General features: G+C 64.1%; 21 protein-coding genes. 9 read left to right on the forward strand and 12 right to left on the reverse strand.

Annotated elements, in window-relative coordinates; translation table 11 throughout:
* The first annotated feature begins 180 nt into the window (after window positions 1-180).
* The 5 genes from QM470_RS08890 (at window position 181) to QM470_RS08910 (ending at window position 6,180) form a co-directional block, all read left to right on the forward strand.
* A complete protein-coding gene (locus QM470_RS08890; protein WP_280011343.1) occupies window positions 181-1,887 on the forward strand; it encodes an electron transfer flavoprotein-ubiquinone oxidoreductase in 1,707 nt (568 codons plus the stop codon).
* 140 nt (window positions 1,888-2,027) lie between these two features.
* Window positions 2,028-2,681 (forward strand): class I SAM-dependent methyltransferase, encoded by a 654-nt coding sequence (locus tag QM470_RS08895; protein ID WP_283338982.1) that lies wholly within the window; start codon window positions 2,028-2,030, stop codon window positions 2,679-2,681.
* A 683-nt stretch (window positions 2,682-3,364) separates the two neighbouring features.
* A complete protein-coding gene (locus QM470_RS08900) occupies window positions 3,365-4,333 on the forward strand; it encodes an ABC transporter substrate-binding protein (protein WP_066534387.1) in 969 nt (322 codons plus the stop codon).
* Window positions 4,334-4,469: 136 nt separating this feature from the next.
* Window positions 4,470-5,354 (forward strand): ABC transporter permease, encoded by an 885-nt coding sequence (locus QM470_RS08905; RefSeq protein WP_272970077.1) that lies wholly within the window; start codon window positions 4,470-4,472, stop codon window positions 5,352-5,354.
* A 31-nt stretch (window positions 5,355-5,385) separates the two neighbouring features.
* Window positions 5,386-6,180, forward strand: coding sequence for an ABC transporter ATP-binding protein (locus tag QM470_RS08910; protein ID WP_279998904.1), 795 nt, complete (start codon window positions 5,386-5,388; stop codon window positions 6,178-6,180).
* Window positions 6,181-6,396: 216 nt separating this feature from the next.
* Here QM470_RS08910 and QM470_RS08915 read toward each other — a convergent pair whose 3' ends face one another.
* A complete protein-coding gene (locus QM470_RS08915; RefSeq protein WP_283338983.1) occupies window positions 6,397-6,912 on the reverse strand; it encodes a retropepsin-like aspartic protease family protein in 516 nt (171 codons plus the stop codon).
* On the reverse strand, window positions 6,909-7,808 hold the full coding sequence (locus QM470_RS08920; protein ID WP_283338984.1) for a pirin family protein: 900 nt from the start codon (window positions 7,806-7,808) through the stop codon (window positions 6,909-6,911). Before QM470_RS08920 ends, QM470_RS08915 begins: the two co-directional genes overlap by 4 nt.
* A gap of 381 nt (window positions 7,809-8,189) precedes the next feature.
* On the opposite strand from QM470_RS08920, the gene QM470_RS08925 reads away from it, so the two are divergent.
* Window positions 8,190-9,668: an amino acid permease gene (locus QM470_RS08925; RefSeq protein WP_280011337.1), complete on the forward strand. Its 1,479-nt coding sequence runs from the start codon at window positions 8,190-8,192 to the stop codon at window positions 9,666-9,668.
* 71 nt (window positions 9,669-9,739) lie between these two features.
* On the opposite strand, the gene QM470_RS08930 is transcribed toward QM470_RS08925, so the two are convergent.
* The 10 genes from QM470_RS08930 to uvrB all read right to left on the reverse strand — a co-directional run bounded on the left by QM470_RS08930 (window position 9,740) and on the right by uvrB (window position 19,698).
* Window positions 9,740-10,969, reverse strand: coding sequence for a PLP-dependent transferase (locus QM470_RS08930; protein ID WP_283338985.1), 1,230 nt, complete (start codon window positions 10,967-10,969; stop codon window positions 9,740-9,742).
* Between the two features lie 120 nt (window positions 10,970-11,089).
* Window positions 11,090-11,824, reverse strand: a complete 735-nt coding sequence (dnaQ, locus tag QM470_RS08935; RefSeq protein WP_280011334.1) for a DNA polymerase III subunit epsilon — start codon at window positions 11,822-11,824, stop codon at window positions 11,090-11,092.
* 1 nt (window position 11,825) lies between these two features.
* Window positions 11,826-12,164, reverse strand: a complete 339-nt coding sequence (gene fdx, locus QM470_RS08940; RefSeq protein ID WP_066534401.1) for an ISC system 2Fe-2S type ferredoxin — start codon at window positions 12,162-12,164, stop codon at window positions 11,826-11,828.
* Between the two features lie 11 nt (window positions 12,165-12,175).
* The gene (hscA, locus tag QM470_RS08945) at window positions 12,176-14,044 is read right to left on the reverse strand and encodes a Fe-S protein assembly chaperone HscA (protein WP_066534408.1); all 1,869 of its coding nucleotides are present in this window, start codon (window positions 14,042-14,044) and stop codon (window positions 12,176-12,178) included.
* A 97-nt stretch (window positions 14,045-14,141) separates the two neighbouring features.
* A complete protein-coding gene (gene hscB / locus QM470_RS08950) occupies window positions 14,142-14,660 on the reverse strand; it encodes a Fe-S protein assembly co-chaperone HscB (protein ID WP_066534411.1) in 519 nt (172 codons plus the stop codon).
* A 79-nt stretch (window positions 14,661-14,739) separates the two neighbouring features.
* Window positions 14,740-15,063 carry an iron-sulfur cluster assembly protein IscA gene (gene iscA, locus QM470_RS08955; RefSeq protein WP_066534414.1) on the reverse strand — a complete coding sequence of 108 codons (324 nt, stop codon included), beginning with the start codon at window positions 15,061-15,063 and terminating at the stop codon, window positions 14,740-14,742.
* Between the two features lies 1 nt (window position 15,064).
* Window positions 15,065-15,463: a Fe-S cluster assembly scaffold IscU gene (iscU, locus tag QM470_RS08960; protein WP_066534417.1), complete on the reverse strand. Its 399-nt coding sequence runs from the start codon at window positions 15,461-15,463 to the stop codon at window positions 15,065-15,067.
* Between the two features lie 49 nt (window positions 15,464-15,512).
* Entirely contained in the window at window positions 15,513-16,733 is a 1,221-nt protein-coding gene (locus QM470_RS08965; RefSeq protein WP_066534419.1) for an IscS subfamily cysteine desulfurase, read from the reverse strand.
* A gap of 115 nt (window positions 16,734-16,848) precedes the next feature.
* Entirely contained in the window at window positions 16,849-17,385 is a 537-nt protein-coding gene (gene iscR, locus QM470_RS08970) for a Fe-S cluster assembly transcriptional regulator IscR (protein ID WP_066534422.1), read from the reverse strand.
* Between the two features lie 255 nt (window positions 17,386-17,640).
* Window positions 17,641-19,698 carry an excinuclease ABC subunit UvrB gene (gene uvrB, locus QM470_RS08975; protein ID WP_283338986.1) on the reverse strand — a complete coding sequence of 686 codons (2,058 nt, stop codon included), beginning with the start codon at window positions 19,696-19,698 and terminating at the stop codon, window positions 17,641-17,643.
* A gap of 114 nt (window positions 19,699-19,812) precedes the next feature.
* Between uvrB and QM470_RS08980 the strand changes: the two genes are divergently transcribed.
* The 3 genes from QM470_RS08980 to QM470_RS08990 all read left to right on the forward strand — a co-directional run bounded on the left by QM470_RS08980 (window position 19,813) and on the right by QM470_RS08990 (window position 23,884).
* The gene (locus QM470_RS08980; protein ID WP_066534428.1) at window positions 19,813-21,009 is read left to right on the forward strand and encodes an amino acid aminotransferase; all 1,197 of its coding nucleotides are present in this window, start codon (window positions 19,813-19,815) and stop codon (window positions 21,007-21,009) included.
* Between the two features lie 301 nt (window positions 21,010-21,310).
* Window positions 21,311-22,210 (forward strand): CoA transferase, encoded by a 900-nt coding sequence (locus tag QM470_RS08985; protein ID WP_283338987.1) that lies wholly within the window; start codon window positions 21,311-21,313, stop codon window positions 22,208-22,210.
* A gap of 186 nt (window positions 22,211-22,396) precedes the next feature.
* Window positions 22,397-23,884, forward strand: coding sequence for a methyl-accepting chemotaxis protein (locus QM470_RS08990; RefSeq protein WP_283338988.1), 1,488 nt, complete (start codon window positions 22,397-22,399; stop codon window positions 23,882-23,884).
* The last annotated feature ends 14 nt before the right edge of the window (window positions 23,885-23,898 follow it).

The following is a 23,898-nucleotide window of genomic DNA, read 5'->3' on the forward strand; positions in this document are numbered from 1 at the left end:
GTCACCAAGGTGTCAGAAAAATGCCGACAAGCCGTCATATTTCAGGGTTGACTCCCCGTAAGTACCGCGCAAGTTATTGGGAGATGCCTTCAGCACGCATAGAATCAGCCGCAATTTGCGGCGCTGCAGCAGCGGCTTCAGGCCCTCCGGATTTTCACTATTTATAAGCGAGACACCCCGATGACAAACGAAGAAATCTTGGCCCAGTACGGACCACGCGAGGCCATGGAATACGACGTGGTGGTGGTCGGTGGCGGCCCTGCAGGCCTGTCGACCGCCATCCGCCTCAAGCAGCTGGCCGCCGAAAAAGGCCAGGACATTTCTGTCGTGGTGCTGGAAAAAGGCTCCGAACCCGGCGCGCACACGCTGTCCGGCGCCATCATGGATCCCAAGGCGCTGAACGAGCTGATCCCCGACTGGAAGGAAAAAGGCGCACCGCTGAACCAGCCCGTCACCACCGACGCCATGGTGTTCCTGAGCGAGAAGGGCTCGCTGCGCACCCCCAACTTCCTGCTGCCCCAGTGCTTCCACAACGAAGGCAACTACATCGTGCGCCTGGGCTTCTTCAGCAAGTGGCTGGCCGACCAGGCCGAAGCGCTGGGCGTGGAAATCTTCCCGGGCTTTGCCGCGGCCGAAGTGCTGTTCAACGAAGACGGCTCCATCAAGGGCGTGGCCACCGGCAATATGGGCGTAGGCAAGGATGGCGAGCCCACCGGTGAATTCCAGCTGGGCATGGAGCTGCACGGCAAGTACACCGTGTTCGCCGAAGGCGCACGTGGCCACCTGGGCAAGCAACTGATTGCCAAGTACCAGCTGGATGCCGACAAGGATCCGCAAACCTACGGTATCGGCATCAAGGAACTGTGGGAAATCGACCCTGCCCGCCACCAGGCCGGCATGGTGCTGCACACCGGCGGCTGGCCCATGGACAACAAGACCTATGGCGGCGGTTTCCTCTACCACCTGGAAGACAACCTGGTCACGCTGGGCTATGTGGTGGGTCTGGACTATGCCAACCCCTACCTGTCTCCGTTCGAGGAGATGCAGCGCTGGAAGACCCATCCCAACATCCGCTACTACCTGGAAGGCGATGAGGCCAAGGGCATCAAGCCGGCCAAGCGCATTTCCTATGGCGCCCGCGCCATCACGGCCGGCGGCATTCTGAGCCTGCCCAAGTTCGTGTTCCCCGGCGGCGCGCTGGTGGGCTGCGACGCCGGCTTCCTGAACGTGTCCCGCATCAAGGGCAGCCACGCCGCGATCAAGACCGGCATGATGGCGGCCGACGCCATCTATGACGCCGTGACCGCCGGCCGCCAGGGCGATGTGCTGAGCGCCTACGAAACCGCCTTCGAAAACAGCTGGCTGTACGACGAGCTGTGGAAGGCCCGCAACTTCAAGACATGGTTCAAGAAGGGCCTGTCTACCGCCACCATCATGAACGGCCTGGAGCAGTTCGTCCTCAAGGGCAACATCCCCTGGACGCTGCACCGCGACAAGCCCGACCACGTGTACCTGAAGCCCGCGGCCGAGTGCACCCCCATCGACTATCCCAAGCCCGATGGCAAGCTGACGTTTGACCGCCTGTCCAGCGTGTTCATCAGCAACACCAACCACAGCGAAGACCAGCCCGCCCACCTGACGCTCAAGGACGCTTCGGTGCCCGTCAACGTCAACCTGAGCAAGTTTGCCGGCCCCGAGGCGCGCTACTGCCCGGCCGGCGTCTACGAATTCGTGGCCGACACCGACAAGGGCGGCGATGCCCAGCGCCTGCAGATCAACGCCCAGAACTGCGTGCACTGCAAGACCTGCGACATCAAGGACCCTACACAGAACATCGTCTGGGTCACGCCCGAAGGCGGCGGCGGCCCCAACTACTCGGGGATGTAAACCCCTGGCACTCTGTGCACACCCGGCCTGCTCTGCAGGCCTTTTTTACGCCCGCAACCTAGCCCCCACCGCAACGCAGGCGGCACGCTGGGTGGCGCGTGCGGGAGGGATGCACCAGAATCAAGCAGAAGGAGGAAGGCATGCAGGACTACTACGCCGCCCGCGCCGGCGAATACGACCAGATCTACCGCAAGCCCGAGCGCCAGGCCGATCTGCGCCAGATGGAAGCCTGGCTGCCCGGCGTGTTCAGCGGCCGCTCGGTGCTGGAGATCGCCTGCGGCACCGGTTACTGGACACCGTTTTACGCACCCCACGCCACCCGTGTGCTGGGCATCGACAGCGCCATCGAAACCCTGCAGATCGCCCGCACACGCATGCCCCCCGCACGCTTCCCGCAGGTGCAGCTGCAGATCGGCGATGCCTACCAGCCACCCGCGCACGATGCCAGCGGCCTGCCCTTTGAGGCGGCCTTGGCCGGGTTCTGGTGGTCGCATATTCCGCTGGAGCGCATTCCCGCCTTTTTGCAGAGCCTGCACGCGGTGCTGCAACCCGGCGCGCGCGTGGTCTTCATGGACAACCGGTATGTGCCCGGCAGCAGCACCCCGATTGCCGAGCGCGACGCTGCCGGCAACAGCTACCAGCTGCGCCCGCTGGCCGATGGATCGGTGCACCGGGTGCTGAAGAACTTTCCCAGCCGCGAGCAGTTGCTCTCCGCCGTGGCCCCCTGGGCCCACCGCAGCCAACACCACGTCTGGGACTACTTCTGGGCGCTGGAATACGAGTTGCACCGCTGAAGCGCCGCACGGCTGCGGCGGCCAGCCCATGGCTGCCGTTTATCATCGCGCCCGGGGAACTCCATGCCCCCGAACGCTACTTACACAAGATGCTGCCTGCCATCAAGTCCCGGATGGACAGGCGGCGCATCAGCAAAGGCCACCGTCCCATGCCCGTTTCCCTGCGCATGTCCTGCGGCCTTTGCTGATGGAGTGACTGGTATTTGCCCACCAGCAAGCAGTGAAAGTCAGCGTCTCATTTGTCTGAGTGCAAAAAAGCCGGGGCGGACACGGCGACCATCTTCTCCAGCAGCGGTCCGCTCCGCCGCACCACCATCGCTCACGCGCGCTGCGCCTAGCATGAAAGAGTGCGTGAACTGCGGGAAATTGCAGCAGATTGGTGCACCGCACACCCCGGGCTGCACCAGAAAAAACCATAGCTTCTGACACAGCATAGATATGGCTACGCGGGCACTTTTTCGTGTGTTTTTTTGCGCAGCCCTTGTATCTAAGTGCAAACCCGCAGCGCGACCTGCAGGAAAACTGCACGCCGTCAGAAAAGCGTCACAAACCAGTGTTTCGCCGCACTCCATTCGGCACGGTCGTGCTTTAGACTTGCCCGCCGAGGAGCAGCAAGGTCCTGCGCAGCCCCTTCTCGCAAACACAGCAGGCATTCCAAACCAACAAAAGCTGGAGATAGCTACATGAAGCATCTGACCTGGGCACCGCTGGGTGCAATGGCACTGGCCATCGCTGCCATCGCCCCCGCACAAGCGGCCGAGCAAAAGTCCGTGGCAGTGACTGCCATCGTCGAACACCCGGCCCTGGACGCCGTGCGTGACGGCGTCAAGGACGCGCTGAAGGCCGCCGGCTACGAAGAAGGCAAGAGCCTGAAGTGGCAGTACCAAAGCGCCCAGGGCAACACCGGCACCGCCGCCCAGATCGCCCGCAAGTTCGTGGGTGACAAGCCCGATGCCATCGTTGCCATCGCCACCCCCTCGGCCCAGGCCGTGGTCGCCGCCAGCAAGACCGTGCCCGTGGTGTTCTCCGCCGTGACCGACCCCGTGGCCGCCAAGCTGGTGCCCAGCTGGGAGCCCTCCAAGACCAACGTGACCGGCGTGTCCGACCTGCTGGCCCTGGACAAGCAGATGGAGTTGGTCAAGAAGGTCGCACCGAACGCCAAGCGCATCGGCATGGTCTACAACCCCGGCGAAGCCAACTCGGTGGTCGTGGTCAAGGAACTGCAGAAGCTGCTGCCCACCCTGGGCCTGACCCTGGTGGAAGCCGCCGCCCCCCGTTCCGTGGACGTGGGCAGCGCCGCCCGTTCGCTGATCGGCAAAGTGGACGTGATCTACACCAACACCGACAACAACGTGGTGTCGGCCTACGAATCGCTGGTCAAGGTCGGCCAGGACGCCAAGATCCCGCTGGTGGCTTCGGACACCGACTCCGTCAAGCGCGGCGCTGTGGCTGCCTACGGCATCAACTACCGCGATCTGGGCGAGCAGACCGGCCGCATGGTGGTGCGCATCCTCAAGGGTGAAAAGCCCGGCGCCATCAAGCCTGAAGTCAGCACCAAGATGGAACTGTTCGTGAACCCCGGCGCTGCCGAGAAGCAAGGCATCAAGCTGAGCGACGAACTGGTGAAGTCGGCCGCTGAGGTGGTGAAGTAAGCCCTTTCGGGCCCCTCCATCCCCTGAGTGTTGTCTGCCCTTGCCGGGCAGACCCAAGGCAGGCGCCAAGTACACTTGGCCCTGCCTTTGTTCATTCCCCCCCCCCAAGTGTGGCGCCCGGCGCCTGCCCCCGTCCATGTCCCTGTTCTCATTTTTCGGCGCCATCGAAATCGGCCTGATCTTCGCCCTCGTGGCGCTCGGTGTCTTCATTTCGTTCCGCCTGCTGCGCTTTCCCGACCTGACCGTGGACGGCAGCTTCCCTCTGGGTGGCGCGGTCTGCGCCGTGCTGATTGCCGCCGGCATCAATCCCTGGCTGGCCACATTGGCCGCCACCGCGGCCGGCGCCGTGGCCGGGCTGATCACCGGCTGGCTGAACGTGCGCCTGAAGATCATGGACCTGCTGGCCTCCATCCTGATGATGATTGCGCTGTACTCCGTGAACCTGCGCGTCATGGGCGGCCCCAACATCCCGCTGATCAACGACCCCACCATCTTCAACATGCTCCAGCCCGAGGGCATTGACGACTACATCTTCCGCCCGCTGCTGCTGCTGGCGATCGTGGTCGCGGCCAAGCTGGCACTGGACTGGTTCTTCGCCACCGAACGCGGCCTGGCCATTCGTGCCACCGGCTCCAACGCCCGCATGGCCCGCTCCCAGGGCGTGAACACCGGCGGCATGATCCTGCTGGGCATGGCCATCTCCAACGCCCTGGTGGGCCTGGCCGGCGCCATGTTCGTGCAGACCCAGGGCGGCTCCGACATCTCCATGGGCATCGGCACCATCGTGATCGGCCTGGCCGCCGTGATCGTGGGAGAATCCATCCTGCCTTCGCGCAAGATCATCTGGTGCACGCTGGCTGTGGTGGTGGGTGCCATCGTCTACCGTTTCTTCATTGCAGCAGCGCTGAACAGCGACTTCATCGGCCTCAAGGCCCAGGATCTGAACCTGGTGACCGCCCTGCTCGTGACCGTGGCGCTGGTGATTCCCCAGCTCAAGCGCAAGTGGAGCCGCAAGCCCTGACGCGCCCACCATTGAAGAAAGTTGTGAACCCATGCTGAGCGCCAAAAAACTCGAACTCACCTTCAACCCCGGCACGCCCATCGAAACCCGCGCGCTGCGCGGCCTGTCGCTGGACATTCCGGACGGCCAGTTTGTCACCGTCATCGGCTCCAACGGGGCCGGCAAGTCCACCTTCCTGAACGCCATCTCCGGCGACCAGAGCGTGGACAAGGGCAGCATCCACATCGCCGGCGAAGACATGACACGCCGCCCCGTCTGGGACCGTGCCCACCGGGTGGCCCGCGTCTTTCAGGATCCGATGGCCGGCACCTGTGAGGACCTGACGATTGAAGAAAACATGGCCCTGGCCCACCGCCGCGGCACATCACGCGGCCTGAGCAGTGCCGTCAAGACCCAGAACCGCGAGCTGTACCGCGAACGTCTGGCCACGCTGGGCCTGGGCCTGGAAAACCGCCTCACGGACCGCATCGGTCTGTTGTCGGGCGGCCAGCGCCAGGCTGTGAGCCTGCTGATGGCGGCACTGCAGCCCTCGCGCATCCTGCTGCTGGACGAACACACTGCCGCGCTGGACCCCCGCACCGCCGACTTCGTGCTGCAGCTCACCGCCCGCATCGTGGCCGAGAGCAAGCTGACCACCATGATGGTGACGCACAGCATGCGCCAGGCCCTGGACGTGGGCGAGCGCACCGTGATGCTGCACCAGGGCAACGTGGTGCTGGACGTCAGCGGCGAAGAGCGCGCCCAGATGGACGTGCCCGATCTGCTGCACATGTTCGAGAAGGTGCGCGGCGAAAAACTGGCGGACGACGCCCTGCTGCTGGGCTGACCCGTCCCCCCAGCATCCCCCTTCCAAGCAGCCTGCGGGCTGCTTTTTTCATGCCGCTAATGGCAAGTGGCAGGGCGGGCGATGATGGCACCGGCATGTCCGCCCCCACGCGCAGACCCCGCATGCATGGACGCCCGCGGCCCGCATCACCCCTGCCACCCCACCCTCGGCCAGGCCTCACAGCGCCGCCGCACGGCACGCAGACTCAGCCTGGGCTCAGCGCGGGCGCAGCTCCATCACATCGCCCTGCATGCGCACATCAAAGTGCCGCAGAAAATTCTGCCCCAGCAGGGCGGACTGCGGCGTGGCGCCGGTGTAGCCCGTGCCCACGGTCAGCTGGTGCACCGTGAGCGGCCCCACGGCCACCGTGTCGGCACGCACCAGCCGGCCCTGGCGGTCGCCGTTGGCGGTGGAAAAGGTGGCGGACCGCCCACCGCGCAGCCCGGCGGCTTCGGCCAGGGCATCGGTCACGGCCACCGCCGTCGCGCCGGTGTCCACCATGAACTGCACAGGCTGGCCATTGACATGGCCAGCGGCATAGAAATGCCCGTTCCGGTGGCGCTGCAGTTGCACGCTGCCATCGGCCTGTACGGTGATCGCAGCGGGCTGCAACCAGCGGTCCATGGCCAGGTAGAGTGCCCCCAGCGCCGCCAGCCAGAACAGCGCCATGCCCAGCTGGGTGCGCCACAGGGCACGGCGTCCCCCCTGCTGCGTGGCGTCAGGGTCGCTCACGGCAAGGCAGGGGCCGCAATGCGCCGCCCTTCTCCGCCGGGGACACTGCCAAAGCGCGGGCTGGCCGCTTCCCATTCGGCGCGGTAACCCCGGATACTGGCCAGATCCGGACCGACAAAATTCCACCACATGGTCACGGCCTCGCCCAGCGGCGTGCCGCCCAGCAGCAGCACGCGCGCGCCCGGCGCCAGCTGCAGCGCGGCCTGGTCAGGCCCGGGTGCCACATAGGCCAGCTCGTCCATGGCAAAGTCCTGGCCTGCCAGAGTGAAGCCGCCTTCCAGCGCCATCAGCCCATGCTCGAAACCCGGTGCCAATGCCAGTGCGACCGTGACCGGCGTGCTGCCGGTGTTGCGCAACTCCAGCCCCAGCAACGGGGAATGCACCGCCGTGGGCGCAGTGTGGCCGGCGTACTGACCGGCCATCAGCGCGCAGCGCACCGCAGGCGCCTGTGCGTCGTTCCATTGGGGCAGATCCGGGTAATGGGCAAAGTCCGGCGGGCATTCGGCCACCGCATCGGGCAAGGCAATCCACAGCTGGGCCGCATGCAGGCGCTGACCGGGCTGCGCCGAGTCCTCCGTGTGGGAAATGCCATGGCCCGCCGTCATCAGATTGACCTGTCCGGGTCGGATCACCTGCTCATTGCCCAGGCTGTCGCGGTGCAGGATTTCACCCTCGATCATCCAGGTGAAGGTCTGCAGACGCGTGTGCGGATGCGCCCCCACGTGCAGGCCCTGGCCGTCCGCAAAATGCGTGGGGCCGATATGGTCCAGAAAGCACCAGGCCCCCACCATGCGGCGTGCCCGGCTGGGCAAGGTGCGCGCCACCATCAGGCCTTCGCCCAGGCCGCTGCTGCGGGGTGCGATGCGTTGAATCTCCAAAGCCGTGTGATCGGTCATGCAAAACTCCAGCCCAGGGGGCATTGCCAATGCAGCGATTAAACCGCGTTTGGGTCCCTGCGGCAGCCATCCAGGGGCCGCAACGTTCATGGTCGGCGCAGAGCACAGCCCGCAACCGGCAGGATCACGCACAGCGCTGCGTGGTGCCCACGTCCCGGTGCCCCTGGCAGCACACACACGACGGGCATTAGCAACTCTAAACTGCCTGTAGGGTCATTAACCCCATCGTCTCCGGCGATGCACCCCATCGCGCACAATCTGCCTCCGAACGCCCCCGTTCCAGCTTTCAAGGCCGCATTGTCTGCGGCCTTTGTCTTTGGTGCGGGCAACCAGGCCACCGCCTGGGATCTTGCTTTTTTTGACGATACGACTGCATCACCCATGGCAGCAGATTCCTCTTCTTCCGGCCAGCCTTCCGCGCTGCACCGCAGCCTCAAGCCGCGCCATATGTCGATGATTGCCATCGGCGGCTCCATCGGCACCGGCCTGTTTGTCGCCTCGGGCGCCACCATCTCGCAAGCAGGCCCCGGCGGCGCACTGCTGGCCTATATGGTCGTCGGTCTGATGGTGTACTTCCTGATGACCAGCCTGGGCGAGATGGCCTCGCACCTGCCGGTCTCCGGCTCGTTCGCCACCTATGGCGCCAAGTATGTGGACGAAGGCTTTGGCTTCGCCCTGGGCTGGAACTACTGGTACAACTGGGCCGTGACGATTGCCGTGGACCTGGTGGCCGCCCAGCTGGTGATGGCCTACTGGTTCCCGGACAGCAATGGCGTGCTGTGGAGCGCACTGTTTCTGGCCCTGATGGTGGGACTCAACGCCCTGTCGGCCAAGGGCTTCGGCGAGTCGGAGTTCTGGTTTGCCGCCATCAAGGTGACCACGGTGCTGGTCTTCATTGCCGTGGGCCTGCTGATGATCCTGGGCATCCTGCAAGGCGGTGCGCCGGAAGGCCTGTGGGGCAACATCGCCAACTTCAGCGCCGGAGATGCGCCGTTCGCCGGCGGTTTTGCCGCGCTGATCGGTGTGGCCATGATCGTGGGCTTCTCCTTCCAGGGCACGGAGCTGATCGGCATTGCCGCCGGCGAATCCGAAGACCCGGCCAGGAACGTGCCCCGCGCCGTGCGCAAGGTGTTCTGGCGGATCCTGCTGTTCTATGTGTTCTCCATCCTGATCATCGGCCTGCTGATCCCCTATACCGATCCGCAACTGCTGAAGAACGATGTGGGCGACATCAGCGTCAGCCCCTTCACCCTGGTGTTCGAACGCGCCGGCCTGCTGGGTGCCGCGGCGGTGATGAATGCCGTGGTGCTGACATCGGTGCTGTCGGCCGGCAACTCGGGCATGTATGCCTCCACCCGCATGCTGTATGCGCTGGCCCAGCAAGGCATGGCGCCCCGCTTGTTTGCCCGCGTCAATGCACGTGGTGTGCCGATCATGGCCCTGGTCGCCACCACCGTGGTCGCTGCGTTGTGCTTTCTGACCAATATCTTCAGCCCGCAAGCGGTCTATATCTGGCTGCTGAACCTGTCGGGCATGTGCGGTTTTGTGGCCTGGCTGGGCATTGCCATCAGCCATTACCGCTTCCGCAAGGGCTGCGAAGCACAGGGCTACCAGCTGGACCAGCTGCCCTACCGCGCAGCGGCCTTTCCCTTCGGCCCCATCTTTGCCTTTGTGCTGTGCCTGGTCATCACCCTGGGCCAGAACTACGAAGCCTTCACCAAGGACAGCATCGACTGGACCGGCGTCATCGCCACCTACATCGGCCTGCCGCTGTTTCTGCTAATCTGGTTCGGCTACAAATGGGCCAAAGGCACGCGTATCGTGCGCTACGAAGAAATGGACCTCTCCGGCAGCCGCTGAACGCGGCGCGGACAGCGACCACAAAAAAGCCGGGCAATGCCCGGCTTTTTTGTGGCGCACGCTCAGTGCAATCAGGCAAACGCCTGAGACAGCGCCTGCGCCAGATCGGCACGCAGATCGTCGACCTGCTCCAGACCGATTGAAAAACGCACGACGGTCCCGGCCTTGAGCTGCGGATGCGGCTGGCTGCGCATGCGCTCGATGTCATAGGGCACGACCAGACTGATGGGGCCGCCCCAGCTGTAACCCAGCTTGAACAGCTGCAGGCTGTCGCAGAAACGGTCCACGGCGTCCTGCCCGTACTTGGGGTCGATCACCACGCTGAACAGGCCCGCCGCGGCACCCTGGCCGCCGTTGGCTGCACCGCACAGTGCCTTCCAGTGCACATGGCCCGGAGCCCCTTCCAGCGCCGGGTGCAGCACCTGCACCACGGCCGGCTGCTGGCCCAACCACCGCGCCAGCTCGCGCGCCGCCACATCGTGGGCGTGGTAGCGCAGACCCACGCTGGGCAGAGAGCGCAGCAGCAGTTCCGCATCGTTGGCGCCAATGCCAATGCCCAGGCGCATATGGGTGAGCTTGATACGCATGTGCAGATTGGCATCGCGGGTGATGATGCTGCCCATCAGCACATCGCCCCCGCCGCTGGGGTATTTGGTCAGCGCATGGGCCGTGATGTCCACCCCCAGGCTGCCGCCATCGGCCAGCAGATCGAACGGCCGGAAGGCCAGACCCGCCCCCCAGGTGTTGTCCAGCACGGTCTTCACGCCGCGTTCGCGGCACAGGCGCACCAAGGCCGCCAGATCCGGAAACTCCATGCTCACCGAGCCGGGGGCTTCCAGCCACACCAGCTTGGTGGCGGGCGTGATCTTGGCCTCCAGATCGGCCAGGTTCATGGCATCGTAGAACGCATGGGCTATGCCCAGGCGCTTGAGCTCGATCTCGGTGAAATCCTTGTTGGGACCGTAGGCGTTGTCAGGCACCAGCACTTCATCGCCAGCGTTCAGCAACGCCAGCGACACCGTGGTCAGTGCCGACAGGCCGCTGGGCACCAGCAGACACTGCAAGCCGCCTTCCAGTGCGCACAGGCGCTCTTCCAGCTGGTAGGTGGTGGGGGTGCCGTGCAGGCCGTAGGTGTAGCTGCTCTTGTCCAGCCAGCGGCGCTCGCGCATGGCCGCCACATTGGGGAACAGCACCGTGGAGCCTTTGTGCACCGGCGGCTGGGGGGCGACAAAATCGGCCGGGGGAACGTAGGGGTGGTGAACGATCTGGGTGATCAGATCGCGGGAGCGGGTATCGGTCATAAGCCCCGCATCCTAGCCTGCCTGGGACGCTTTGCCGCGAACGCCTACGCGCAGCAGCGGTATTTGACGCCGATGGCGGCACGGCATGCTACCCCGCACGGGCCGCAGGCCGCAGCTGCATCAGGCGGCGGCCTGCTCCGCGGTACGCCAGATGGTCTTGCCGTCGCTGGACTTGTCCAGCTCGGCCAGCACCGCCTCATGGCTGGCCAGCTCCTGCTCGTTGGCGCGCAGCACCTGCAGGGCAATGCGGGACAGGTCCACACGCTGCTGGCTGCCCAGCTCTGCATTCACCTGGGAAGCAGAAGGGGCCTCGTCTTCCATGATCAGCAGCGCATCTTGGCCGCGGGTCATGTTGATGTAGACGTCGGCCAGCAGCTCCGCATCCAGCAAGGCGCCGTGCAAGGTACGGCCGCTGTTGTCCACTTCCAGGCGGTCGCACAGCGCATCCAGCGAATTGCGCTTGCCGGGGAACAGCTCCTTGGCCATCGCCAGCGTGTCGGTGACGGCGCTGACATAGCTCTTGAGCGGCTTCAGTCCCAGGCGATCGAGCTCCTTGTTCAGGAAACCCACGTCGAACGGCGCGTTGTGGATGATGAGCTCGGCGTCCTGCAGATAGGCCAGGATGTCCTGTGCCTTCTCGGCGAACTTGGGCTTGTCGCGCAGGAACTCGGTGGTCAGGCCGTGAACGCGCAAGGCCTCCTCATGGCTGTCGCGCTCGGGATTGAAGTACAGGTGCAGGTTGTTGCCGGTGAGCTTGCGGTTCACCAGCTCCACGCACCCCAGCTCCACGATGCGGTCGCCGTCAACGGCCGACAGACCCGTGGTTTCCGTATCGAGAACGATCAGCCGCGACATATCAGTGGTTTTCCTTGGCGTGGTTGATGGAGTACTTGGGAATCTCCACCGTCACGTCCTGCTGTGCCAGGATGGCCTGGCAGGACAGGCGCGATTGTGGCTCCAGGCCCCAGGCACGGTCCAGCAGGTCTTCCTCTTCCTCCTCGGCTTCATTCAGCGATGCCCCACCCGCACGCACGATCACGTGGCAGGTGGTGCAGGCGCAGCTCATGTCGCAGGCATGCTCGATCTTGATGCCGTTGTCCAGCAGAGCCTCGCAGATAGAGGTGCCGGCAGGCGCCTCCACCTGGGCGCCTTGTGGACAGTATTCGGGATGGGGAAGAATTTTGATAACAGGCATGGGGTCAGATTTTAGGAAATGGATTGCACGTTCTTGCCAGCCAGGGCTTCGCGGATGCCACGGTTCATGCGCTCGGCGGCAAAGGCTTCCGTGCCCTTGGCCAGCGCCTGCGTGGCGGCTTCCACCACGGCCACATCGTCCGAGCCCTTGGCCTGGCTCAAAGCGTCCATCAATTGGTCGATCTCGGCGCGCTGTGCAGCACTGAGCACATCGCCATCGGCGGCCAGCGCGCTGTGCGTGGCCAGCAGCATGCGGTCGGCGTCCACGCGGGCTTCCACCAGCGCACGGGCCTTCATGTCTTCCTGTGCGGTGTTGAAGCCATCCTGCAGCATCTGGGCCACCTGGGCATCCGACAGGCCGTAGGACGGCTTGACGTCGATGTGCGCTTCCACACCACTGAGCTGTTCCTTGGCGCTGACCGACAGCAGGCCATCGGCATCCACCGTGAACGTCACGCGGATGCGCGCCGCACCGGCCGCCATCGGCGGAATGCCACGCAGCTCGAAACGCGCCAGGCTGCGGCAGTCGGCCACCAGATCGCGCTCCCCTTGCACCACATGGATGGCCATGGCGGTCTGGCCATCCTTGTAGGTGGTGAAATCCTGGGCACGGGCAGAGGGAATGGTTTCGTTGCGCGCCACGATGCGCTCCACCAGCCCGCCCATGGTTTCCACCCCCAGCGACAGCGGAATCACGTCCAGCAGCAGCAGATCGCCGGCGCTGTTGTTGCCTGCCAGCTGGTTGGCCTGGATGGCAGCGCCCAGCGCCACCACCTCATCCGGATTCAGGTTGGTCAGCGGGGTCTGGTTGAAATAAGCGCCAACCGCCTGCTGCACCTGGGGCATGCGGGTGGAGCCACCCACCATCACCACCCCCTGGACATCCTCGACCACCAGCTCCGCGTCCTTCAAGGCGCGGCGCACGGCGGCCAGCGAACGCTTGGTCAGGTGCGCAGTGGCGGCATCGAAATCGGCGCGCGTCACCTCCAAGGCGATCTGCGCCCCGCCCGACAGCGTGGCCGCAAATGCGGCGCTGTCTGCGTCGGTCAGGGCTTCCTTGCACGCCCGTGCTGCCACACGCAGGGCTGCACGGTCTTCGCCGTGGGCGGGCTGCACCGGGGTACGTTCCAGCACCCACTGCACCAGCGCAGCGTCGTAGTCGTCGCCACCCAAGGCCGAATCGCCGCCGGTGGCAATCACCTCGAACACCCCTTGCGTCAGACGCAGCACGGAAATGTCGAACGTGCCGCCCCCCAGGTCGTAGACGGCATAAACGCCTTCGCTGGCATTGTCCAGGCCATAGGCGATGGCCGCCGCCGTGGGCTCGTTGATCAGGCGCAGCAGGTTGATGCCTGCCAGCTGGGCGGCATCCTTGGTCGCCTGGCGCTGGGCATCGTCAAAATAGGCCGGCACGGTGATCACCGCGCCGTACAGATCGTTATCAAAACTGTCTTCGGCACGGTAGCGCAAGGTGGCCAGGATCTCGGCACTGATCTCCACCGGGCTCTTGCGGCCGGCCCGTGTCGACAGGGCCACCATGCCCTGGTCTTCGGGCTGCTCCAGCACATAGGGCAACTGCGCGGCGTTGGCGATGTCCGCCAGGCCGCGGCCCATGAAGCGCTTGACCGACACGATGGTGTTGGCAGCGTCTTCCACCTCATGGCCTCGGGCCTCATAACCGATCTGGCGTTTGCCTTCGGGCGCATAGCGCACCACCGAAGGCAGCAGCACGCGACCCTGCATGTCCGGCAGGCATTCGGCCACGCCATTGCGCACCGAAGCCACCAGCGAATGGGTGGTTCCCAGGTCAATGCCCACGGCAATGCGCCGCTGGTGCGGATCAGGAGACTGGCCGGGTTCAGAAATTTGCAGTAACGCCATGGATTCTTCGCAATCACAAGGGAAGGCAGGCACGGCGTGCCCCCTGCCCCACAGAGATGTGCAGCGCGCTTGCAGCGCTGCAACAAAAGAAGGAAGCCTATTGTCCCAGTTGATCGCGGCGGCGATCGATGTCCTGGGCAAAGCGCTCAACGAACATGAGGGATCTCACCTCCTGCACGGCTTTTTGTGCTCCCTCGGGAGACACCAGCAATTGCTCGCACCGCTGGAGCATGGCGCGTTTGGAGTCGGCCACTTCCTGCTCCAGGCGATCGATGTCCGCCTCCGTGGCCGCATCATCCAGGGCTTCACGCCATTCCATCTGCTGCATCAGGAAAGCCGTCGGCATGGCGGTGTTGTCTTCCGCACGCACCGGCGCGCCCAGCAACTCGCACAGATAGGCCGCACGCTTGAGTGGCTGCTTCAGACGCTGGTAGGCCTCGTTGATGCGCACCGACCATTGCATGGCCACGCGCTGCGCCACCGCGCCTTCGGCCGCAAAGCGGTCCGGGTGCGCCTGCTTTTGCAGTTCCTTCCAGCGCGCATCCAGTTGTGCACGATCCAGGGCAAACTGGCGCGGCAGGCCCATCAGTTCAAAATCGTCAGACTGCAGATTCATGTCGATAAAAAACCGCCAGCACGGCTGCGGTGGCGGTTTGGAGGAATGGGCGGCCTGGCTGCAGGCCGTTCACAGCGCGTCAGATGCGGAAGCTCTCGCCACAGCCGCAACGATCACGTTCGTTGGGGTTGTGGAACTTGAAGCCTTCGTTCAGACCTTCGCGCACGAAATCCAGCTCGGTTCCGTCGATGTACGCCAGACTCTTGGGATCAATCAGCACCTTGACGCCGTGGCTTTCGAACACGATGTCCTCGGCCTCCACGCCGTCCACATACTCCAGCTTGTAGGCCAAGCCGGAGCAGCCCGTGGTCTTGACCCCCAGGCGGACGCCGATACCCTTGCCGCGGCGCGTCAGATAACGCCCCACATGGCGTGCGGCCGCTTCCGTCAGCGTGATGGCCATTTCAGGCTTCCGCAGTGGCAGTGTGCTTGGTGCGGTAGTCGTTGACCGCTGCCTTGATGGCGTCTTCTGCCAGGATGGAGCAGTGCACCTTCACGGGCGGCAGTGCCAGTTCTTCAGCGATCTGGCTGTTCTTCAGCGCAGCCGCTTCATCCAGCGTCTTGCCCTTGACCCATTCGGTCACCAGCGACGACGAGGCAATCGCCGAGCCGCAGCCGTAGGTCTTGAAGCGTGCGTCTTCGATCACACCGGTCGAAGGGTTGACCTTGATCTGCAGCTTCATCACGTCGCCGCAGGCCGGAGCGCCCACCATGCCGGTACCCACCGAATCGTCGCCCTTGTCGAAGGAGCCCACGTTGCGGGGATTTTCATAGTGGTCAATAACTTTGTCAGAGTAAGCCATGGTGTCTACCTCTTGAATTTTCAGTATGTGCTGTGCTGCTGGCGACGCTTCAGTGCGCGGCCCACTGGATGGTGCTCAGATCGACACCATCCTTGAACATTTCCCACAGGGGGCTGAGTTCACGCAGCTTTTCCACGTTGATACGGATGGTGCTGATGGCATAGTCGATCTCCTCTTCCGTGGTGAAACGGCCGATCGTCATACGCAGGCTGCTGTGCGCCAGTTCATCGCTGCGACCCAGGGCACGCAGCACGTAGCTGGGCTCCAGGCTGGCAGAGGTGCAGGCCGAACCCGACGACACCGCCAGGCCCTTGATCCCCATGATCAGCGACTCGCCTTCGACGTAGTTGAAGCTGATATTCATGTTGTGGGGCACGCGGTGCTCCAGATCGCCGTTCACGAAGACCTGCTCCACATCCTTGAGGCCGTCGAGCAGACGCTGCTGCAGGCGCTTGGCGTGCTCCAGGTCCTGCGCCATTTCGTCCTTGGCAATGCGGAAGGCCTCGCCCATGCCCACGATCTGGTGGGTGGGCAGCGTGCCCGAGCGCATGCCGCGCTCATGGCCACCACCGTGCATCTGCGCTTCCAGGCGGATGCGCGGCTTGCGGCGCACATACAGAGCGCCGATGCCCTTGGGGCCGTAGGTCTTGTGCGAAGCCAGGCTCATCAGGTCGATGGGCATGGTCTGCATGTCCAGCGGCATCTTGCCCGTGGCCTGTGCAGCATCCACGTGGAAGATGATGCCCTTCTCACGGCAGATCCCGCCAATGGTGTTCAGGTCCTGGATCACACCGATCTCGTTGTTCACTGCCATCACGCTCACCAGAATGGTGTCGGGACGGATGGCGGCCTTGAAGACCTCCAGATCCAGCAGACCGTTCTCCTGCACATCCAGGTAGGTCACTTCAAAGCCCTGGCGCTCCAGCTCACGCATGGTGTCCAGCACGGCCTTGTGCTCGGTCTTCACGGTGATCAGGTGCTTGCCCTTGCCCTTGTAGAACTGGGCCGCACCCTTGATGGCCAGATTGTCGGATTCTGTGGCACCGCTGGTCCAGACGATTTCACGCGGATCGGCGCCAATCAGGTCTGCAACTTGCTGGCGCGCCTTCTCGATGGCTTCCTCCGCCTCCCAACCCCAGGCATGGCTGCGCGAGGCAGCGTTGCCGAAATGCTCGCGCAGCCACGGGATCATGGCGTCCACGACGCGGGGATCCACAGGCGTGGTGGCGCCGTAGTCAAGGTAGATGGGGAAGTGCGGGGTCATGTCCATGGCTGGCTCTATGAAATCAGGCTGGCAATTGAATATGCCGAAATGAATGTGCCGAAGTAATTGGCCGTTGTCCGGGTGGGCGCCGCTCCCGAGGGACCAGCACGCACCCGCCGAATCAGGATTTTGCGAAGGCGTTGCCCAGGGCAAAAACCGAATTCGGGGCGTTCACGCGGATGGGCTTGACCACCGGCGCGGTCGAGATCGCACGGCGCACGACCGGCTTGTCCTCGATCTGAACGCCCTTGGCGATCTGCTCGTCCACCAGCTTTTGCAGGGTGACGGAGTCCAGAAACTCGACCATGCGCTGGTTCAGTGCGGCCCACAGTTCGTGGGTCATGCAACGGCCGGCTTCGCCCATGCAGTTTTCCTTGCCGCCACACTGGGTGGCGTCAATGGGCTCGTCCACCGACACGATGATGTCGGCCACGGTGATGTCGGCCGCCTTGCGCGCCAGGGTGTATCCACCACCAGGACCACGGGTCGACTCCACCAGTTCATGGCGGCGCAGCTTGCCGAACAACTGCTCCAGATAAGAGAGCGAAATTTGCTGGCGTTGGCTGATGGCCGCCAGGGTGACAGGACCGTTGTTCTGGCGCAGGGCCAAGTCGATCATGGCAGTGACCGCAAAGCGGCCTTTGGTAGTGAGACGCATCGCGAGCTCCTTCAATCAGGCTTGTGGTTACAGAAACGTCGGCCAAGTGGATGCCTGGTACCGACACCGTCTCCGCCCTTACTCCGCCCTATAAAAGGTCCAGAGCCCTTCTTTGTTTCGAAGTGTGTTGTTGTTGAGTTATTGACAGGAGTATAGCATAAACCCCATCAAATTTGTCGGATACCATGGTTTTTGTCGCTTGCGGGCATAGCGAGACCTTATCGATCCTGCGGTTTCCCCCGACAGGCGGCATGCCTAGACACCCAACATCCGCGTCTTCAACGCAGCCAACTGATCGCGCGCACGGGCGGCCTGCTCGAATTCCAGGTTGCGCGCGAACTCCAGCATCTCCTTCTCGAGACGCTTGATTTCTTTGGCCATTTCCTTCTCGGAAAGTTCCTGCACCTCCTCGACCTGGCGCTGGCGTACTTCGAGTTGCTTGGCCTCTTTCCCGCTCTTTTCGCTGTATACCCCATCAATCAGGTCTTTCACCCTCTTGACAATGGCCTGCGGAACCACTCCATTTGCTTCGTTGTACGCCATCTGCTTGACGCGGCGGCGTTCGGTCTCGTCGATGGCCTTGCGCATCGAATCCGTGATCCGGTCCGCATACAGAATGGCCTTGCCGTGCAGATTGCGCGCCGCGCGGCCGATGGTCTGGATAAGGCTGCGCTCGGCACGCAGAAATCCTTCCTTGTCCGCATCCAGGATGGCCACCAGCGACACCTCGGGAATGTCCAGGCCTTCGCGCAGCAGATTGATGCCCACCAGCACGTCAAAAGCCCCCAGGCGCAGGTCGCGGATGATCTCCACACGCTCCACCGTATCCACATCCGAGTGCAGATAACGCACCTTCACTCCGTTGTCCGTCAGGTAGTCGGTCAGCTGCTCGGCCATGCGCTTGGTCAGCGTGGTGATCAGCACCCGCTCCCCCACGTCCGACCGCTTGCGGATTTCCTGCAGCACATCGTCCACCTGGTGGGTGGCAGGACGCACTTCAATTTCCGGATCGACCAGTCCGGTGGGCCGCACCACCTGGTCCACCACCTGGCCGGAGTGCGTCTTTTCGTAGTCCGCCGGCGTGGCAGAGACAAACACCACCTGGCGCATGCGCTGCTCGAACTCCTCGAATTTCAGCGGACGGTTGTCCAGCGCCGACGGCAGGCGGAAGCCATATTCCACCAGCGTGGTCTTGCGCGCCTTGTCACCGTTGTACATGGCGTTGAGCTGGCCGATCATCTGGTGGCTCTCATCCAGGAACATCAGCGAGTCCTTGGGCATGTAGTCGGTCAGCGTGCTGGGCGGGTCACCAGGGTTCGAGCCCGACAGGTGGCGCGTGTAGTTCTCGATGCCCTTGCAGTGTCCCACTTCGGACAGCATTTCCAGATCGAAGCGCGTGCGCTGCTCCAGGCGCTGTGCTTCCACCAGCTTGCCGTCGCCCACCAATTGCTTCAGGCGCTCGGCCAGTTCCAGCTTGATGGTCTCCACCGCCGCCAGCACCTTGTCGCGCGGCGTCACATAGTGGCTGCTGGGGTAGACGGTGAAGCGCGGGATGCTTTGCTTGACGCGCCCGGTCAGCGGATCGAACAGCTGCAGGCTGTCCACCTCATCATCAAACAGCTCGATGCGCAGCGCCAGCTCCGAGTTTTCCGACGGAAACACATCGATGGTGTCACCGCGCACGCGGAACTTGCCGCGTGTGAACTCCTGGTCGTTGCGCTGGTACTGCATGCGGATCAGCTGCGCGATCGCATCGCGCTGGCTCAGCGTATCGCCGGAGCGCAGTGTCATCACCATGCGGTGGTAGCTCTCCGGCTCGCCGATACCGTAGATCGCCGAGACGGTGGCCACGATCACCACATCGCGCCGCTCCATCAGGCTTTTGGTGCACGACAGCCGCATCTGCTCGATGTGCTCGTTGATGGCGCTGTCCTTTTCAATGAACAGGTCGCGCTGCGGCACATAGGCTTCGGGCTGGTAATAATCGTAGTAGCTGACAAAGTATTCCACCGCGTTGTTCGGAAAGAACTCCCGGAACTCGCTGTACAGCTGCGCAGCCAGCGTCTTGTTGGGCGCAAACACAATGGCCGGTCGCCCCATGCGGGCAATCACATTGGCCATGGTGAAGGTCTTGCCAGAGCCCGTCACCCCCAGCAAGGTCTGAAAAGCCTCGCCGTCCTCAATGCCTTCCACCAGCTTGGCAATGGCCGCAGGCTGGTCTCCTGCCGGCGGGTACGGCTGGAACAGCTCGAAGGGCGAATCGGGGAAATGCACAAAAGTGCCTTCTGGCGCGGTATCAATAGCTTCTTGCATGGTGTTATGTGCTCAACGCATGACGCTGCCCGGGGCTAAAATAACGGGGCAACTCTCAAGACTACCGCAGTACTTGGGGGCTCCCCGCTTTATTTCCACCATCAAGGACTTTTCATGTCTCTGTTTACCGCCGTCGAGATGGCTCCCCGCGATCCGATCCTGGGCCTGAATGATCAATTCGCCGCCGACAACAACCCCAACAAAGTGAACCTGGGCGTGGGCGTGTATTTCGACGATAACGGCAAGCTGCCCCTGCTGCAGTGCGTGCAGGCTGCTGAAAAGGCCATGATGGACAAGCCCACCGCACGTGGCTATCTGCCCATCGACGGCATCGCTGCCTACGACAACGGCGTGAAGGCCCTGGTGTTCGGCGCCGAGTCCGACGTGGTCAAGTCCGGCCGTGTGTCCACCGTGCAGGCCGTGGGCGGTACGGGCGGTCTGAAGATCGGTGCTGACTTCCTGAAGAAGCTCAACCCCAACGCCAAGGTGCTGATCTCCGACCCCAGCTGGGAAAACCACCGCGCCATCTTCCAGAACGCCGGTTTTGAAGTGGACAGCTACAAGTATTACGATGCCGCCAACCGCGCCATCAACTTCGAAGGCATGATCGCCGACCTGAGCGCAGCAGCCCCCGGCACCGTGGTGGTGCTGCACGCCTGCTGCCACAACCCCACCGGCTATGACATCACCCCCGCCCAGTGGGACAAGGTGATCGAAGTGGTCAAGGCCAAGGGCCTGGTCGCCTTCCTGGACATGGCCTACCAAGGCTTTGGCTACGGCCTGGCCGAAGACGGCGCCGTGATTGCCAAGTTCGTGGCCGCTGGCCTGAACATCTTCGTCTCCACCTCCTTCTCCAAGAGCTTCAGCCTGTACGGCGAGCGCGTGGGCGCCCTGTCCGTGGTGGCCAACGACAAGGAAGAGGCAGCCCGCGTGCTGTCGCAGCTGAAGATCGTCATCCGCACCAACTACTCCAACCCACCCACCCACGGTGGCGCTGTGGTGGCCGCCGTGCTGAACAACCCCGAGTTGCGCGCCCAATGGGAAGCCGAGCTGGGCGAGATGCGCGTGCGCATCAAGGCCATGCGCCAGAAGCTGGTGGACGGCCTGAAGGCTGCCGGTGTGCAGCAAGACATGAGCTTCATCACCACCCAGATCGGCATGTTCAGCTACTCCGGCCTGTCCAAGGACCAGATGGTGCGCCTGCGCAATGAATTCGGCGTGTACGGCACCGACACCGGCCGCATGTGCGTGGCCGCACTGAACAGCAAGAACATCGACCACGTCTGCAAGTCCATTGCTGCCGTGATCTGAAGATGCGACGGCTGCGGCGCACTGCGCTGCAGCCGGTCGTGTGCTGCCAAGCCGCCTTCGGGCGGCTTTTTTTATGTCTGCGCCCCCGGCATTGCGCAGGCGGACCTCTCTGTGCCGCGCCGACCTCAGGGAAATCCATGTGTTTTTAGCCCTGCACAGCCCTTGCACAGGGCACAGGCGGCTCATATTTTCAGAGCAAACGCTGTCGCTGCGGCTGACCGCCAGCGCCAGCACACCGGCTATAAAGACGGACAGCCATCCGCAGCAGCGTTGCCGCCCTTATCAAAACCACAAGATCACCATGAGACACCACCCCACACTCCAAGGCATCCGCGTCCTCAGCCTGGCGCTGAACCTGCCCGGGCCGGCCGCCCTGCTACGCTGCCACCAGATGGGCGCCATCTGCACCAAGCTCGAGCCTCCACCGCCCGAGGGCAGCAGCAGTGCCGACCCCATGGCCCAGTACAGCCCCGCCGCCTACCGCGAGCTGCACCAGGGCGTGCGCGTGCTGCACGCCAATCTCAAAACCGAGGAAGGCCAGCTGCTGCTGCAACAGGAGCTGCTGGTCACCGATGTGCTCATCACCTCCTTCCGTCCGGGCGCCCTGGTCAAGCTGGGGGTGGACTGGGAGCACCTGCACGCCCGTTACCCCCAGCTGTGCATGGTGCGCATCCAGGGGGATCTGGATGCCGAAGCAGCCGGGCAACCCGGCCACGACCTGACCTACCAGGCCGAAGCCGGCCTGGTCAGCCCCGGCCATATGCCCAGCAGCCTGCACGCCGACATGGCCGGCGCCCTGAGCGCGGCCGAAGCCCTGCTGCAAGCCCTGCTGGAGCGTGAACGCAGCGGCGCCGGCGTGGTGCGCGACGTGGGCCTGGCCCAGGCAGCCCACTGGCTGGCCCAGCCCCTGCACTGGGGCCTGACCACCCCCAACGGCGATGTGGGCGGAGCCCATGCCGGCTATCGCGTCTACGCCACGGCCGACGGGCATGTGGCCGTGGCCGCCCTGGAGCCCCACTTTGCCCGCCAGCTCTGCGCCCTGGCAGGCGTGGAGTGCGACGGCAGCGTGCAGGCCATGCGCACACGGGAGGTGCACGACCAAATCGCCCGCTTCCTGCAGACCACCGCTGGTACAGATTTAGAACGCTTGTCCGTAGAAAAGGACATTCCCCTACATGTCCTTGCAGATAGAAACAAATAATGGACTGAAGCCGTGCGTTAGTTGCGTACAGCCGGTACCAATCAAGCGGCCTCTGGGCTGCATGGGGGGCGTGTTCCGCCCTGCTCTTGGATGAGGGTTGCGCCGGTGCACCACAGCATGCACCAGCGAATGTCCTGGCTCCCTCGCCCATTCCATGCGGTGCAGGGAACTCTACAAGGGACATCCATGAAGACTGTCACGCAGCCAGCCCGGGACGAAGTGCATTCCAGCATGCATGCCATGGCATGCCGCGCGGATGTGACCGTGCTGGGCATTCTGAGTCTGGGGGCGGTGGCCGCGGCAGCGCTGGGTGGCATCTATGGCGCCCTGGGCGCCGGCAGTACCGCCGCCCTGCTTCTGCTGGCCATCGCTGCCGTGACCTACCGTCTGGCACCCGGCTCCATGCTGTCCCGGTGCACGCTGGCCGTGTGCGGCATGGGCATGGTGGCCCTGCACATCCAGCTGTCAATGGGACAGACCGAGCTGCACTTCGGTGTGTTCGTTTTTCTGGCCTTTTTGCTGGTCTACCGTGACTGGCGCCCCATCGTGGTGGCAGCCGCCGCCATTGCCGTACACCATGTGGCCTTCGACCGTCTGCAATGGCTGGGCCTGCCCGTGTTCTGCCTGACCCAGCCGGATGTGGGTCGCGTGGTCCTGCACGCAGTGTTTGTGGTGGTACAGACAGCGGTGGAAGTGGGCATTGCGCTGCGCATGCGCGCCGACGCAGTGGAGTCGGCCGAGCTGCGCAGCCTGTGCCAGCCTTCCGCCAGCGGCGAGCTGTCGCTGAACGTGCAGCACAAGCCCGTCACCAGTCCCACGGCGCAATCCGTGCAGCATGCGCTGGCGCGCATGCACGAGGTGGTGGCCGAAACCCATGCCGCCGCCGCACTGGTGCTGCAGACCAGCAACACCATCGCCCAGGGCAACCAGCACCTGGGCCAGCGTGCAGAATCCGCGGTGAGCCAGTTGCAGCAGACGGCAGCCAGCATGGACGCCATCCGCAGCAGTGCCCACCACAGCGCCGCCGAAGCCGACAGCGCCCGTTCCATGGCCAGCCATGCCACCAGCAGCGCACATGCCTGCGGCAGCGTGGTGCGCAATGTCGTGAGCACCATGGAAGCCATTCACAGCAGTGCGCGCAAGATCGGTGACATCGTCGGGCTGATCGACTCCATTGCCTTCCAGACCAATATCCTGGCACTCAATGCCGCCGTGGAAGCCGCACGCGCAGGCGAACAAGGCAGGGGCTTTGCCATGGTGGCCAGCGAGGTGCGGGCCCTGGCCCAGCGCAGCGCCAGTGCCGCCCGGGATGTGCGCCAGTTGATCGAACAATCGATGGGCCATGCCGACCACGGCGCCAGTCTGGTGGACCAGGCGGGCCACAGCATGGAGCAGCTGGTCAGCCACTCCCAGCAGGTCGCCACGCTGATCGACGCCATCAGCCAGACCGCACAGCAACAGGCCACCCAGCTGCAGCACGCCAGCTCAGCGGTACAGCAGGTGGACACGCTGACCCAGGAGAATGCAGCCTTGGTGGAGCAATCCAGCCACGCCGCTCAGGCACTGGCCCAGCAGGCGCAGCGGCTCAGCCACCTGGTGGAGGGTTTCCAGACCGACACCCCCCTGCAACGCAGCAGCCACGCGACCGGGCGCGCCGCCTTGTCGCCGAGGTAAGCACGCCCATGCCC

This window comes from Comamonas sp. 17RB (assembly GCF_030056555.1).
Lineage (GTDB): Bacteria > Pseudomonadota > Gammaproteobacteria > Burkholderiales > Burkholderiaceae_C > Comamonas > Comamonas terrigena.

Bases quoted from the DNA above. Each gene is read 5' to 3' on its own strand.
- QM470_RS08890 (WP_280011343.1), top strand. From the start codon at position 181: ATGACAAACGAAGAAATCTTGGCCCAGTACGGACCACGCGAGGCCATG.
- QM470_RS08895 (WP_283338982.1), top strand. From the start codon at position 2,028: ATGCAGGACTACTACGCCGCCCGCGCCGGCGAATACGACCAGATCTAC.
- QM470_RS08900 (WP_066534387.1), top strand. From the start codon at position 3,365: ATGAAGCATCTGACCTGGGCACCGCTGGGTGCAATGGCACTGGCCATC.
- QM470_RS08905 (WP_272970077.1), top strand. From the start codon at position 4,470: ATGTCCCTGTTCTCATTTTTCGGCGCCATCGAAATCGGCCTGATCTTC.
- QM470_RS08910 (WP_279998904.1), top strand. From the start codon at position 5,386: ATGCTGAGCGCCAAAAAACTCGAACTCACCTTCAACCCCGGCACGCCC.
- QM470_RS08920 (WP_283338984.1), bottom strand. From the start codon at position 7,808: ATGACCGATCACACGGCTTTGGAGATTCAACGCATCGCACCCCGCAGC.
- QM470_RS08925 (WP_280011337.1), top strand. From the start codon at position 8,190: ATGGCAGCAGATTCCTCTTCTTCCGGCCAGCCTTCCGCGCTGCACCGC.
- QM470_RS08930 (WP_283338985.1), bottom strand. From the start codon at position 10,969: ATGACCGATACCCGCTCCCGCGATCTGATCACCCAGATCGTTCACCAC.
- dnaQ (WP_280011334.1), bottom strand. From the start codon at position 11,824: ATGTCGCGGCTGATCGTTCTCGATACGGAAACCACGGGTCTGTCGGCC.
- fdx (WP_066534401.1), bottom strand. From the start codon at position 12,164: ATGCCTGTTATCAAAATTCTTCCCCATCCCGAATACTGTCCACAAGGC.
- hscA (WP_066534408.1), bottom strand. From the start codon at position 14,044: ATGGCGTTACTGCAAATTTCTGAACCCGGCCAGTCTCCTGATCCGCAC.
- hscB (WP_066534411.1), bottom strand. From the start codon at position 14,660: ATGAATCTGCAGTCTGACGATTTTGAACTGATGGGCCTGCCGCGCCAG.
- iscA (WP_066534414.1), bottom strand. From the start codon at position 15,063: ATGGCCATCACGCTGACGGAAGCGGCCGCACGCCATGTGGGGCGTTAT.
- iscU (WP_066534417.1), bottom strand. From the start codon at position 15,463: ATGGCTTACTCTGACAAAGTTATTGACCACTATGAAAATCCCCGCAAC.
- QM470_RS08965 (WP_066534419.1), bottom strand. From the start codon at position 16,733: ATGGACATGACCCCGCACTTCCCCATCTACCTTGACTACGGCGCCACC.
- iscR (WP_066534422.1), bottom strand. From the start codon at position 17,385: ATGCGTCTCACTACCAAAGGCCGCTTTGCGGTCACTGCCATGATCGAC.
- uvrB (WP_283338986.1), bottom strand. From the start codon at position 19,698: ATGCAAGAAGCTATTGATACCGCGCCAGAAGGCACTTTTGTGCATTTC.
- QM470_RS08980 (WP_066534428.1), top strand. From the start codon at position 19,813: ATGTCTCTGTTTACCGCCGTCGAGATGGCTCCCCGCGATCCGATCCTG.
- QM470_RS08985 (WP_283338987.1), top strand. From the start codon at position 21,311: ATGAGACACCACCCCACACTCCAAGGCATCCGCGTCCTCAGCCTGGCG.
- QM470_RS08990 (WP_283338988.1), top strand. From the start codon at position 22,397: ATGAAGACTGTCACGCAGCCAGCCCGGGACGAAGTGCATTCCAGCATG.